We start from the raw sequence: 13341 nt of genomic DNA on the forward strand, positions 1-13341 counted from the left end.
GCGCCCATGACCGCAGCCGCACCCGAGGAGCAGCGGGGGGCCGACCCCGAGGGGGAGCGGCCGCCCCGGCCCTCCGGACGAACCGAGTCCGGAGGGGGCCGACGTGATGCCCGGGACGCCGACTCCGGGCTCACCCGCGCGTACCTGTTCGCCCAGCGGGCGGCCCGCGCGCTGGTCCGCGGCGTCCACACCAACTGGCGCCGCTCCCTGCACCTGCGGGTCATCTCCACGACCCTGGTGCTGTCCCTGGTGGTCATGGCCGGCCTGGGCTACGTGCTCATCTCCCAGGTGCGCAGCGGGCTGCTGGACGCCAAGATCGCCACCGCGGTCAACGACCACCGCGCCGGGCTCAACTACGCGCTCGCCGAGATCCAGGAGAACGAGACCGGCGACCGCGACCGGCTGATGTACAACATCGTCAGCGAGCTCGCCGGGCGCAGCGGCGACACCGGCCTGTACGGGGTCGTCATCCTCCCATCCGTGGACGACGAGCTCGGCTGGGTGGGCGAGGAGTCCCCGGACAAGCAGCTCGACCTGAGCGTCCCGGAACGGCTCATCGACCAGGTCGGCGACTCGATGGGCGACCAGCAGTACCACACCTACGCGCGCATCATGAACGAGGCGGAGGGCACCGAGGAGCCCGCCCTGGTCGTGGGCGCCGAGCTCACCCACGCCTACGAGCTGTACTACGTCTTCCCGCTCCAGCACGAGCAGGAGATCCTCGACCTGGTCCAGCGCACCGTCGTCCTGGTCGGCGCGCTGCTGGTCGTCCTCCTAGGCCTCATCGCCTACGTCGTCACCCGCCAGGTCGTCTCGCCGGTCCGCTCCGCCGCCCAGTCCGCCGAGCGGCTGGCCGCGGGCGACCTGTCCGAGCGCATGACCGTCCAGGGCGAGGACGACCTGGCGCGCCTGGCCGTGTCCTTCAACGACATGGCCGGGACCCTCCAGGAGAAGATCCAGGAGCTGGAGGAGCTGTCCAAGCTCCAGCGCCAGTTCGTCTCCGACGTCTCCCACGAGCTGCGGACCCCGCTCACCACCATCAAGATGGCCGGCGACCTGCTCTTCGACGACCGCGACGAGCTCGAACCCGCCATGCGCCGCTCGGTCGAGCTGCTGCAGAGCCAGGTGGAGCGGTTCGAGGAACTGCTCGCCGACCTGCTCGAGATCAGCCGCCACGACGCGGGCGCGGCCACCCTGGGGACCGAGCCCTCCGACATCCGCGACGCCGTGATGAAGGCGGTCGGCGACGCCGAGCAGATCGCCGAGAAGCGCGGCATCAAGGTCGTCATGCGGCTGCCCGCCGACCCGTGCGTCGCCGAGTACGACCCCCGGCGGATCAACCGCATCCTGCGCAACCTGGTGGTCAACGCCATCGAGCACAGCGAGGGGCGCGACGTGGTGGTCACCGCCGCGGGCGACCGCGACGCCGTCGCCGTCGCCGTGCGCGACTACGGCGTCGGCCTCAAGGAGGGCGAGGAGCACCTGTGCTTCGACCGCTTCTGGCGGGCCGACCCGGCGCGGGTGCGCACCACGGGGGGCACCGGACTGGGCCTGTCCATCGCCAAGGAGGACGCCGCCCTGCACGGCGGCTGGCTCCAGGCGTGGGGCATGCCCGGCCAGGGGTCCCAGTTCCGCCTGTCCCTGCCCCGGCTCGCGGGCGCCGAGCTGCGCGGCTCCCCGCTGCCGCTGGTGCCCCCGGAGTTCTCGCTGGGCCGCGCCTACCCCCGTGAGGGGGGAGAGGACCACCCGTGAGCAGAAACCTCCTGGTGTTCGGCGCCTCCGCGCTGTCCTGCCTGTTCCTCACCTCGTGCGCCAGCGTGCCGATGACCGGCCCGGTGGTCCCGGGCGAGGGCGGCGACGGCAGCGCCGACCCCTACGGCGGCTACGTGCGGCTGCTGCCCGCCGGCCCGCAGGCGGGCATGAACCCGGACGGGCTGGTCGGCAGCTTCCTCAAGGACATGGGCAGCTTCGAGGAGGACCACGGGGCGGCCCGCATCTACATGCTGCCCGACACCGGCCGGGAATGGTCCCCGGACGGGTCCGTCAAGGTCTTCACCGACCTGGACACCGTGGACCTGGAGACCGAGGTGTCCGAGGACGGGCTCACCGCGACCGTGCGGATGCGCACCCCGCTGGTCGCCACCATCGACGAGGACGGCAAGTACCGCCCCGGCACCCCGGGGACGCTGATGGACGAGACGTTCACGCTCGCCCGCGAGGACGGCGACCCCGAGGGCGAATGGCGGATCCAGAGCCTGCCCGACGACCTGATCCTCAGCCAGCTCGACGTGGAGCGCACCCACCGGCCGTTCAACCTGTACTACTTCAACCCGGAGGGCACCTCCCTGGTGCCCGACCCGATCTACCTCCCGGTGAGCACCGACCGGCTGGCCGAGCGGCTGCTGGCGCGCCTGGGGGAGGGGCCGACCTCCTGGCTGGGACCCGCGGTGCGCTCGGAGTTCCCCGAGGACTCCCGGGTCGGCGTGACCGTGGACGCGGAGAGCGTCGTGGTGGAGCTGGACCGCGTCGGCGACATCGACGAGTTCCGGCTGGGCGCCCAGATCGCCTGGACGCTGCGCCAGATCCCGGACGTGCAGGAGTTCACGCTGGTCGTGAACGGCGAGGAGGTGGCGTTCGCGGCCGCCGACGGCGACAGCGCCGACCGGCCCCGGCCCGCCAGCACGTTCTGGAACGGGGTCGGCCCGGGGGCGCTGCGCTCGGGGGTGCGCGCCTACTACTCCCACGAGGGGCAGCTCTGGTCCGCCTCGGAGTGGGACACCGACGTCTTCGGCGACGCCGAGCGCGTCCCGGGGCCGCTGGGCGCGGGCGACGTCCTCCTGGAGCGGTTCGCCGTCTCCATCGACGAGAGCACCGTCGCGGGCATCACCATGGGCGGCGAGACGGTCGTGACCTCCGCCTCCGCGCCCGGCGCCGCGGTCGAGGAGGTCCTCGACAAGGGCGCCTTCACCGAGCTGTCCTGGGACATCGACGGGAACCTGTGGGTGGTCGAGGAGACCGGCGGCCCGGAGGACGACCCCGGGGACGGAGAGGGGGACGGGTCCGGGAACGGGTCCGAGGAGGAGCCCTCCGATCCCCCCGCCGACCCCGAGACGCTCGCGGACCCGGCCCCGCCGGAGCCGGGGGCCTCCGCGGTCTGGGTGCTGCGCGACGCCCAGGAGGTGGTCCGGGTGGACGTCGGCGACCTGCGCGACGAGTCCCTGGTGCACTTCCGGGTGTCCCGCGACGGCGCGCGCGCCGCCGTGGTCACCGAGGTGGACGGCCGGCGCTCGCTCAAGGTGGGCCGGGTGGTCACCGACGAGGACGGCCGGGTGTCGGTGGAGGACTTCGTGCCCCTGGCCGGTGAGCTGGAGGAGGTCACGGAGATCTCCTGGAGGTCGGCCGACCAGCTGGCCGTGCTGGGCCGCCGCGAGGCCGGCACCGACCAGGTGTTCCTCGTCGCCCTGGACGGCGGCACCCCGCCCTCCAGCGCCGGCAACTCGGTCACCGGGCTGGTCACCATCTCCGGCGCGCCGGGCCAGCCCCTGGTGGCGGGCACCGACGACGGCAACATCTGGATCTCCAACGACCGCCTGAACTGGCAGACCGCGGTGGAGGGCAGCTCCCCGACCTTCCCGGGCTGATCCGGCCGCCGGGGGCCGACCCCCCGGGGACGGCCTCCAAGGGTCGGTCGATGCCCGGGGGTCGACCTCGATCACCGCGGTGGAGGGCGGCCCCCGACCTTTCCGGGTTGATCCGGGGCCGCCCCCACGGAGGCGGCCTCCGAGGACTGGTCGACGCCCGGGGGTCGACCTCGACCACCGCGGTGGAGGGCAGCTCCCCGACCTTCCCGGGCTGATCCGGCGGCCGCCGGGGGCCGACCCCCCCAGGGGCGGCCTCCGAGGACTGGTCGACGCCCGGGGGTTGACCTCAACCATAGTTGAGGCTCGATGCTCGGGTCATGGACACGACACAGCCGGACGATATGACCCGCGAGACCGAGACCGAGCGCCTGCGCGCGGTGGTCGCGGCGCTCGAACACTCCCAGCGCGAGAGGCTGCCCGAGGAGTTCATCGGCCTGTTCCGCGAGGACGCGATCTGGACCACGGGGCACGGCAAACGGCTGTTCGGCCGGGACGAGATCGCCGCGTTCACGCGCAGGGTCCTGCCGGGCTCCGTGCAGGAGGGGACGGTCTTCTACGAGGTCGAGCACGTGCTGTTCCTGCGGCCCGACGTCGCCGCGGTCAAGGCCCGCGCGACCTACCGCGACCCCGACGGCGCGCAGATCGGCAACCAGGGCAGCCCCATGTACGTGATGACCAAGGAGGGCGACCGCTGGTTGCTCACCGCCAATCAGAACACCGAGATCATCGACACCTGACACCCGACACCCGCCGCCCGGGTTTTCCACAGGTTCGGGGAGGGGGTGGCGGGGCCGCCCCCGGTCGCCGATCCTCGAAGTATGGATGTCGGGAAGGCCCTTGTCAGGGCACTCGTGCGGATCCGGGACGCGCTCCTGGACCTGCTGCTCCCACGGGCCTGCCCCGGGTGCGCGGGACCGGCCGGGGGCGGCGCGCCGCTGTGCCCCATGTGCCGCGACGCGCTGGTGCGGCGGCCGCACCGGTGCGCGCCGCGCCCGGGGTGCCCGCCGGTCTGGGCGGCCGGCCCTTACGCCGGGCTGCACCGCCGGGTGCTGCTCGCCTACAAGGAGGGCGACGACACACTGGCCCGCGTGTGGGGCGGGCGCCTGGCGGCGGTCTGCGAGGCGAGCGGTCTCGTCGGCATCGACACCCTGCTGGTGCCGATCCCCGGGCGCGGGCCGCCGCACGATCCGCGCGCCCCGGTGGCCCGGGTCGCGGTCGCGGCCTGCGGGGAGCACCGCGGCGGAACGCTCCTGCCGCTGCTGCGCCACCGGGGCCGGGTGCGGCGCCAGGCGGGCCTGGGCCGCCGGGAGCGGCTGGCCAACCGGGTGGGCGCGTTCCGCGCGGACCCGGTCCCGGCGTGGGCGGCCGGCCGCCGTGCCGTGGTGGTCGACGACGTCGTCACCACGGGCGCGACACTGGCCGAGGCGACGCGCGCGCTGCGCGCCGCCGGGCTGCGTGTGGCCGGTGCGGTGGTGCTCGCCGAGCGCCTTCCGACGGCCGACGGAGGTGAGACCCCGTTCCACGGAGAGAAGGTTTTACGAACGCCCCCGAAACCATGAAAAGTCCTTGTGTACAGGGGTTCGCGGTGTTTTTCCGGGCCTTGGCGCCGGGGTCGCCACCTGACATCCTCGCCAGGACAGGTTACGGTCACCGTATGGCACCCGTCCGGGTCCGTGGTTGCGTCGGAGTTCCGGTGTTCCTGGGAAGACCAGGGCACTCCTCCGGCAAGCCGATGCCAGGCGCAGGCGAAACGGCCCACGTAAGGCGACTTTTCGTCGACCGATCACGGTGCGCCTTAGAGGTAAGCCCTGCCCCGCGGAGGGTCCCGATGTCCCTCACGACAGGGAGAAGAGCAGTAGTCGCGGACAAGAGCGGCGACACTCTCAGCAGGCGGATGTGGGGACGAAGACCAGGTCGGCCGGACGGGTGGCATCCCATCGGGGGCCTCGCCATCGGGCGAGCCCCCGGGGAACCCCTCGTGTGCCGCTTTTCCCCCGGCCGCGACGAAAGTCCCTTTCCCCAGTTCAGGGCTACCCGCGATCATGTGCGTGGGACGGGTGATGACCGTGTCCCCGGTGGGTATACGCACTTTCAACCGAGACGTGATCCGCGCAGAACCGGATCACCCGCAGAAGGGGGCTGACAGCGCGAGACCCTTCCGTCCCCCGAACGACGGAAGGTGCAGAAGCCAGGCTGGCCGTCACCTTCCCGACGGCCACGCGATGAAGGGGGTCCTATGGACATCATCGTCAAGGGTCGACGCACCGGTGTGAGCGACAAGTTCCGACAGCACGTCGAGAACAAGCTCGACAGGCTCTCCAAGTGGGAGAAGAAGGGCATGACCGTCGATGTGGAGGTGTCCACGGAACGCAATCCCAAGCTCGCCGACGTGAAGGAACGCGTCGAGCTCACCATCCGCTCGAACGGCAACGGCCCCGTCGTTCGCAGCGAGGCGGCCGCCGTGGACCGGCACGGCGCCCTGGACCTGGCCATCGACAAGATCGAGGCGCGCCTGCGCAAGGCCGCCGACCGCCGCAAGGTGCACCGGGGCACCCGGGCCCCCGTCTCCGTCTCCTCGGCCACCGCGCACCTGCCCGGAGACCTGCCCCCCGAGGACACGATCGTGCAGGCGCCCCCGGCCCGCCGCAGCACGGAGGAGGACGCCGACTCCGGTGCCGGACGGGCGGGCTTCTCGGACGAGTTCGTCGAGCTCGACACCCAGGGGGAGGGTCCCCTCATCGTTCGGGAGAAGTCCCACCAGGCCAAGCCCATGAGCATCGACCAGGCGCTGATGGAGATGGAGCTCGTCGGACACGACTTCTTCCTCTTCCACGACGAGGTCAAGGACGCGCCCAGCGTCGTCTACCGGCGTAAGGGCTTCAACTACGGGGTCATCCGCCTCGTCGACTGACCCGGCCCCTCCCCGAGGGTCGAGGCGGTCACGGGGGCGGCGGGCCTCGCGGCCCGCCGCCCCCGTGGGCCCGGTCGGACTACACGGCGGTGGCGCCCCGCGCCCTCCGGCCGCGCCGCCGCTGCCTCAGCCCATCCCGGCGCTCGCGCCGCTGTTCCTTGCGGATCCGGTGCAGCGAGACGCCGTGCGGCTCCTCCGGCTCCACCGACGGGGCGTCGAGCACCACGTCCTCGAAGATGCGGGTGACCGCGGCCAGCACCAGCGCCGCGGCGAACAGCACGCCGGCGACCACCAGCAGCCACACGGGCATCCCCTGCACGATGGCGATCGCGACCACGACGGCCCCGGCCACGGCCAGTGCCACCACCACCCAGGACCCGGCCCGGCCCCGGTGCCGTCCGGTCGGCGCCAGGCTGCCGCCCTGGCGCTGGAAGCCCCGGATGCGGCCGAAACGCTGCTCGTCGTCGGGATGGTGCTGTTCCCAGCCCAGGCTGGGGTCGGACGACGACGGGTGCCGCCGTCTCTCGATCAGGTCGTCGAGCACCTCCACGGGTGTGCGGGGCGATGGAGCCCCGTTCTCCGCGGTCTGCGCCCTCTCGGGCCCTTCACCGGTTCGCATGGCGGTCCCCCCTGAACGCTCATGTCGTCAGCCCGGCCGCTCCGGCACGGGCCGGGCGTCTATCGAAGGGTCTACCCGGATCCGGTGGATGAACGCGGCCCGCCGGGCCCGCCGCCCCCGCCGACCGGGTCTCCGCTCCCCGGCACCGGGCACGATGCCCGGTCCTGTCCCGCCCCGCCCCGCCCCGACCGTCCGTCCGCCGCGGGTGCCACCGGACGGGGGCTGTCCACCGGACGGGGGTTCCGGCGGGCGCGCCCGCGCGGCCCGTCCGCCCGCGACGGTTGGAAAACGGTGTGAATCTCCGGCGCCGGGCGCGCACGGCACCTGGGCGCCCGTACGTGCGAGGGGAACATTCTCCGCTGTTTCGATCGTTCACCTGGGGGAAAGGGCCTCCCGTCCCTCCGTTGCCGAGCGGACCGGGTACAGGGTGCACGTCCTCTAGGATGTAGGCCCGAGGGCCCAGGGACCCCCCGCCGCCCTCCGCGGCCACGGGACAGCGGTCAGCGGGCCTAGATCTGATCTCCACGCGTGCCGTGGAGCCAACCGCGATCTGCGAGGAGCGCATAGGAAGTGCCAGGGATACTCAGCAAGCTCCTGCGCGCGGGTGAGGGAAAGATCCTGCGCCGGCTCAACAAGCTGAAGGACCAGATCAACTCGCTCGAGGACGAGTACGTCGACCTCTCCGACGAGGAGCTCCGGGACCTCACCCGGGAGTACAAGGAACGCCACGAGGACGGCGAGTCCCTCGACGACCTCCTCCCGGAGGCGTTCGCCACCGTCCGCGAGGCCGCCAAGCGCACCCTGGGCCAGCGCCACTTCGACGTCCAGCTCATGGGCGGTGCCGCGCTCCACCTGGGCAACATCGCCGAGATGAAGACCGGTGAGGGCAAGACCCTGACCGGTACCCTCGCGGTCTACCTCAACGCGCTCGCGGGCAAGGGCGTCCACGTCGTCACCACCAACGACTACCTGGCCAAGCGCGACGCCCAGAACATGGGCCGCATCTACCACTTCCTCGGCCTCGAGGTCGGCGTGGTCAGCCCCAACATGACCCCGGCCGAGCGCCGCAAGGCCTACCAGGCCGACATCACCTACGGCACGAACAACGAGTTCGGCTTCGACTACCTGCGCGACAACATGGCGCTGTCCCTGCGGGACACCGTCCAGCGCGGCCACTTCTTCGCCCTCGTCGACGAGGTCGACTCGATCCTCATCGACGAGGCGCGCACCCCGCTCATCATCAGCGGCCCCTCCGAGCAGAACTCCCGCTGGTACGGCGAGTTCGCCAAGATCGCGCCCCGCCTCAAGCGGGACACGGACTATGAGGTCGACGAGAAGAAGCGCACGGTCGGCATCACCGAGTCCGGTGTGGCCAAGGTCGAGGACTGGCTGGGCATCGACAACCTCTACGAGGCCGTCAACACCCCGCTGATCAGCTTCCTCAACAACTCCCTCAAGGCCAAGGAGCTGTACCGCCGCGACAAGGAGTACATCGTCAAGGACGGTGAGGTCCTCATCGTCGACGAGTTCACCGGCCGCGTCCTGGCGGGCCGCCGCTACAACGAGGGCATGCACCAGGCCATCGAGGCCAAGGAGCGCGTCAAGATCAAGGACGAGAACCAGACGCTCGCCAAGATCACGCTCCAGAACTACTTCCGCCTCTACGACAAGCTCGCGGGCATGACCGGTACCGCCGAGACCGAGGCCGCGGAGTTCCACCAGACCTACGGCGTCGGCGTGGTGCCCATCCCCACCAACAAGCCGATGATCCGCGAGGACGTCAAGGACCTCGTCTACAAGAACGAGGACTCCAAGTTCCAGGCGGTCGCCGAGGACATCGCGGAGCGCCACGAGGAGGGCCAGCCGGTCCTCGTCGGCACCACCAGCGTCGAGAAGTCCGAGCTGCTGTCGCGGATGCTCAAGCGCGAGGGCGTCCCGCACGAGGTCCTCAACGCCAAGAACCACGCCCGTGAGGCCGCGATCATCGCCCGCGCGGGCAAGCTCGGCGCGGTCACCGTCGCCACCAACATGGCCGGACGCGGTACCGACATCATGCTGGGCGGCAACCCGGACTTCCTCGCCGACGAGGAGCTCCAGGCGCGCGGCCTGAGCCCGCTGGAGACGCCCGAGGAGTACGAGGCGGCCTGGCCGGACGCGCTGGAGAAGGCCAAGTCCGAGTACGAGGAGGAGCACGAGAAGGTCGTCGAGCTCGGCGGCCTGTACGTGCTCGGCACCGAGCGGCACGAGTCCCGGCGCATCGACAACCAGCTGCGCGGCCGCTCCGGCCGCCAGGGCGACCCGGGTGTGTCCCGCTTCTACCTGTCCCTCCAGGACGACCTGCTGCGCCTGTTCAACAGCAGCCGTCTGGAGGTGTTCATGAACCAGCTGAACATCCCGGACGACCAGCCCATCGAGTCCGGCATGGTCAGCAAGGCGATCGCCTCCGCCCAGGGCCAGGTCGAGACCCAGAACTTCGAGATCCGCAAGAACGTCCTCAAGTACGACGAGGTCCTCAACCGGCAGCGCAAGGTCATCTACGCCGAGCGCCGCAAGGTCCTGGAGGGCCAGGACCTGCGCGACCAGGTGCTGGTCATGCTGGAGGAGGTCCTGCGCGGCTACGTCACGGAGGAGACCGCCGAGGGCGACCCGGCCGACTGGGACCTCGACAAGCTGTGGCGCGCGTTCAAGCAGGTCTACCCGATCAGCTTCACGGTGGACGAGTTCATCGAGGAGAACGGCGACCTGCACACCCTCACCGGTCAGCTCATCGCCGACCGGGTGGTCGAGGACGCCCTCGCCGCCTACGACGCCCGCGAGTCCGAGCTGGGCGAGGAGGCGATGCGCGAGGTCGAGCGCCGCATCATCCTCCAGGTCATGGACCGCAAGTGGCGCGAGCACCTCTACGAGATGGACTACCTCCAGGAGGGCATCGGCCTGCGCGCGATGGCCCAGCGCAACCCGCTGATCGAGTTCCAGCGCGAGGGCTTCGACATGTTCCAGCAGATGCTGGAGGCCATCAAGGAGGAGTCGGTCGGCTACCTCTTCAACCTCGAGGTGCAGGTCCGCAAGAAGGAGGAGCCCAAGCTCACCGCCGCCGCGGCCGCCACCACGGCCGCGACCGTGGGCGGGAGCTCCGGTGCCGGGGCCGTGGCCACCGCCGTGGACGAGGACGCGGAGGCCGCCGAGGCCGAGGCGCCCACCGAGGAGGCCGATGCCGCCGAGGACGTGGTGGTCCCGGGCTTCGGGGAGGGGCAGCCCAGCCGCCTCCAGTACTCCGCGCCGAGCGAGGACGGCTCCGTCGAGCGCCACAGCGAGGAGAACGACGAGTACGCGGGCGTCTCCCGCAACGCGCCGTGCCCCTGCGGCTCCGGCAAGAAGTTCAAGAAGTGCCACGGTGACCCGGCCAACCGGTAGCCGTCGCTGAAACACGCCTGTGGGCGCGCTCCCCGAGGGGACCGCGCCCACACGTGTTCCCGCCCCGGGCGTGCCGCCGCTCCCGGAGGGCGGTCCGGGAAGTGGTCGCCGACGGGAAGTCGGCCGCCCAGATTGCGCCCCCGCGGTCGGTGGGCGCTCCCGGACGGGGTGCGCCTCCGCCGCCCCCGGAGGGCGGCCTGAGAGGCGTTGGCTGACAGGAAGGCCGCTGCCCCACCCCGGGTGTGCCGCCGAGGTCGGGGCGCGGGGGGTGGACCTGCGGCGTGAACGGGCGCGGGCCCGCACCCGGGAGGGTGCGGGCCCGCGCCGCGGACGGACCGGTCAGTCCCCGTCCCCGGAGCCCGACCGCTTCGGGGCGGGCCCGCCGGGGTCGTCGGCGCCCGCGGAGGCGGCCGCCTCGGCTCCCTCCGCCGGTTCGCGGCCCGGGGTGGGCAGGTTCATCTTCTTGATGAGGAACATGAACACGAAGTAGTAGAGGAAGAAGTACGCCACGCCCATCGCGAGGATGATCCACAGGCCCTGCGTATTGGACTTCGTGGCGTTGAGCAACAGGTCGATCAGGCCCGCCGAGAACCCGAAGCCCAACTGGGTGTCCAGGGCGTTGAGCACCGCCATCGAGATGCCGGTCAGCACGATGTGCACGCCGAACAGGACCGGGGCGATGAAGATGAACGCGAACTCGATCGGCTCGGTGATGCCGGTGACGAAGGCCGTCAGCGCCGCGGCGATCATGAGGCCGCCGATGTTGGTGCGCTGCGAGGGGTGGGCGCAGCGCCAGATCGCCAGCGCCGCACCCGGCAGGCCGAACATCAGCACCGGGAAGAAGCCCGACAGGAAGCCGCCCGCGTCCGGGTCCCCGGCCAGGTAGCGGCTGATCTCGCCCAGGTACACGTCGCCCGTCTCGGGGTCGGTGTAGGAGCCGAACACGAACCACACGACCGAGTTGACGATGTGGTGCAGTCCCAGCGGCAGCAGCAGGCGGTTGATCACGCCGTAGATCCCGGCCCCGACCGCGCCCAGCCCGATGATCCACTCGCCGAGGGAGTTGATCAGGGAGCCGATCAGCGGCCAGATGAGCCCGAACGCCACGGCCACCAGGATGCCCACGCCCGCCATGAGGATGGGGACGAAGCGGCGCCCGCCGAAGAAGCCCAGCCAGGTCGGGAGCTTGATCCGGTAGTAGCGCTGCCACAGCCACGCCGACAGGAGGCCGATGACGATGCCGCCGAGCACGTCGCTCGGGTTCTTGGCACCCCAGTTGACGATGAACTCGCCGCCCGATTCGAGGGTGACCCGCTCACCGACCTCGCTGCCGCCCTGGAAGAAGAGCAGCTTCGACACCCGGTCGAAGACGAGGTAGCCCACCACTGCGGCCAGGGCGGTCGACCCGTCGGCGCGCTTGGCGAACCCGATGGCGACGCCGACCGCGAACAGCAGCGGCATCGCCTGGAACAGGGAGTCGCCCGCGGCTCCCACCACGTCCGCGACCCGCTGCATCCAGGCCAGGCCGTTGATCGAGGCCAGGCCGTCGGCACCGAGCAGGTCGTTCTGCCCCAGCCGCAGGAGGATGGCCGCCGCGGGCAGGACCGCGATGGGCATCATCAGGCTGCGGCCGAAGCGCTGCAGGGTGGCCAGCGCGGAGGAGGAGCGTTTGGGGGTACCGGCCGCGGCTGCCGTGGCCGGTGTGTTGTCCGAACTCAAAGGGGGGGTCCTTCCCTCGGACCTGCGCCTTGTGGGCGCGGGGGTGGGTCAGTCGCCGTGCCGGCGCGGGTCCAGCCGCGAGTGCAGCTGGTAGCGGTCGGCGCGGTAGGTGGACAGGGCCAGTTCGACGCACTGTCCCTTGGTGAAGCTGCGGCGCTGCATCACCAGCACCGGGCTTCCAGCGGGCAGGCCCAGGAGGCGGGAGTCGGCCGAGTCGCAGATCCCGGCCTCGATGGTCTGTTCCCCGGAATCCAACAGGATGTCGTACTCGTTTTCCAGGACCTCGTACAGAGAGCGTTCGGCGAGGTCGAAGTCCTCGAGACCGGGGACCATGGCCGCGGGGATGTTGGAGCGCTCCACGGCCATGGGTTCGTCGTCGGCGGTGCGCATCCGCTCGATGTGGTGCACCAGGGTGCCCGGCTCGATGTCGAGCATGCGGGCGGTGTGCCCGCTGGCCGGGATGACCTGGCGGATGAGCTCGCGCGCCCCGGGCTCGTACCCGCGGGCGCGCATGTCCTCACTGAACGAGGCCAGGACCAGGGACATCTCGATCTTGGGACGTGCGATGAAGGTCCCCTTGCCGGGGACCCGGTACAGCCGCCCCTCCGAGACCATCAGGTCGATGGTCTGGCGGACGGTCATGCGGGAAAGACCGTAGGAGGCGCTCAGCTCCCGCTCTGAGGGGATCATGTCGTCCACGCCCAGTCCGGCCTCGGTGATCCAGTCCAGGAGCAGGTCGCGGAGTTGGACGTACTTCGGCAGCGGGTTGCTGGGGTCGATCGGCATGGGTGCGGGTGGCCTTCTCGGTCGGCGACGGGTCGGGGTGGTGCGGTGCGCTCCCGGTTCGGTGGTGGTCGGGTCTCCTGTGACGCGGTGGCTCCGTGAGCGCGGGATACATCCTCCTGTACCCCGGGTATCGGGACAATCCCGGAGCCACTGGTATAGTCCGGACTAGACCATAGCTCTGTCCGCGTGTCAATCCACCCAACGGCAGGCGGTTCGCACCACTTCACGGGAGTGCCGGGCACCCGGCACGA

General features: G+C 71.3%; 9 protein-coding genes. 6 read left to right on the top strand and 3 right to left on the bottom strand.

Going from position 1 to position 13341, the window contains the following annotated elements:
• Positions 1-6: 6 nt before the first annotated feature.
• The 5 genes from mtrB (at position 7) to hpf (ending at position 6552) form a co-directional block, all read left to right on the top strand.
• Positions 7-1752, top strand: a complete 1746-nt coding sequence (gene mtrB / locus K1J57_RS15225) for an MtrAB system histidine kinase MtrB (protein ID WP_220565062.1) — start codon at positions 7-9, stop codon at positions 1750-1752.
• Positions 1749-3641, top strand: a complete 1893-nt coding sequence (locus tag K1J57_RS15230; RefSeq protein WP_255647078.1) for an LpqB family beta-propeller domain-containing protein — start codon at positions 1749-1751, stop codon at positions 3639-3641. The genes mtrB and K1J57_RS15230 overlap by 4 nt, the downstream gene beginning before the upstream one ends.
• Before the next feature lie 317 nt (positions 3642-3958).
• Entirely contained in the window at positions 3959-4378 is a 420-nt protein-coding gene (locus K1J57_RS15235; RefSeq protein WP_220565063.1) for an SgcJ/EcaC family oxidoreductase, read from the top strand.
• 81 nt (positions 4379-4459) lie between these two features.
• Entirely contained in the window at positions 4460-5200 is a 741-nt protein-coding gene (locus K1J57_RS15240) for a ComF family protein (protein WP_220565064.1), read from the top strand.
• A gap of 677 nt (positions 5201-5877) precedes the next feature.
• Positions 5878-6552 (top strand): ribosome hibernation-promoting factor, HPF/YfiA family, encoded by a 675-nt coding sequence (hpf, locus tag K1J57_RS15245; protein WP_220565065.1) that lies wholly within the window; start codon positions 5878-5880, stop codon positions 6550-6552.
• A 79-nt stretch (positions 6553-6631) separates the two neighbouring features.
• On the opposite strand, the gene K1J57_RS15250 is transcribed toward hpf, so the two are convergent.
• Complete coding sequence (locus K1J57_RS15250; protein WP_220565066.1) at positions 6632-7096, bottom strand: hypothetical protein; 465 nt, start codon at positions 7094-7096, stop codon at positions 6632-6634.
• 645 nt (positions 7097-7741) lie between these two features.
• Here K1J57_RS15250 and secA point away from each other — a divergent pair.
• Positions 7742-10585 carry a preprotein translocase subunit SecA gene (gene secA, locus K1J57_RS15255; protein WP_220565067.1) on the top strand — a complete coding sequence of 948 codons (2844 nt, stop codon included), beginning with the start codon at positions 7742-7744 and terminating at the stop codon, positions 10583-10585.
• 339 nt (positions 10586-10924) lie between these two features.
• Here the strand turns inward: secA and K1J57_RS15260 are convergent, their stop codons facing one another.
• Positions 10925-12304 (bottom strand): PTS transporter subunit EIIC, encoded by a 1380-nt coding sequence (locus K1J57_RS15260; RefSeq protein ID WP_220565068.1) that lies wholly within the window; start codon positions 12302-12304, stop codon positions 10925-10927.
• Between the two features lie 48 nt (positions 12305-12352).
• Positions 12353-13090: a GntR family transcriptional regulator gene (locus K1J57_RS15265; RefSeq protein ID WP_220565069.1), complete on the bottom strand. Its 738-nt coding sequence runs from the start codon at positions 13088-13090 to the stop codon at positions 12353-12355.
• Between the last annotated feature and the right edge of the window lie 251 nt (positions 13091-13341).

This window comes from Nocardiopsis sp. MT53 (assembly GCF_019598965.1).
In the GTDB taxonomy this organism is placed as follows: Bacteria; Actinomycetota; Actinomycetes; order Streptosporangiales; family Streptosporangiaceae; genus Nocardiopsis; species Nocardiopsis changdeensis.

Excerpts from the sequence above, each read along its gene's own strand:
- hpf (WP_220565065.1), top strand. The coding sequence starts at position 5,878 with ATGGACATCATCGTCAAGGGTCGACGCACCGGTGTGAGCGACAAGTTC.
- K1J57_RS15235 (WP_220565063.1), top strand. The coding sequence starts at position 3,959 with ATGGACACGACACAGCCGGACGATATGACCCGCGAGACCGAGACCGAG.
- K1J57_RS15265 (WP_220565069.1), bottom strand. The coding sequence starts at position 13,090 with ATGCCGATCGACCCCAGCAACCCGCTGCCGAAGTACGTCCAACTCCGC.
- mtrB (WP_220565062.1), top strand. The coding sequence starts at position 7 with ATGACCGCAGCCGCACCCGAGGAGCAGCGGGGGGCCGACCCCGAGGGG.
- K1J57_RS15240 (WP_220565064.1), top strand. The coding sequence starts at position 4,460 with ATGGATGTCGGGAAGGCCCTTGTCAGGGCACTCGTGCGGATCCGGGAC.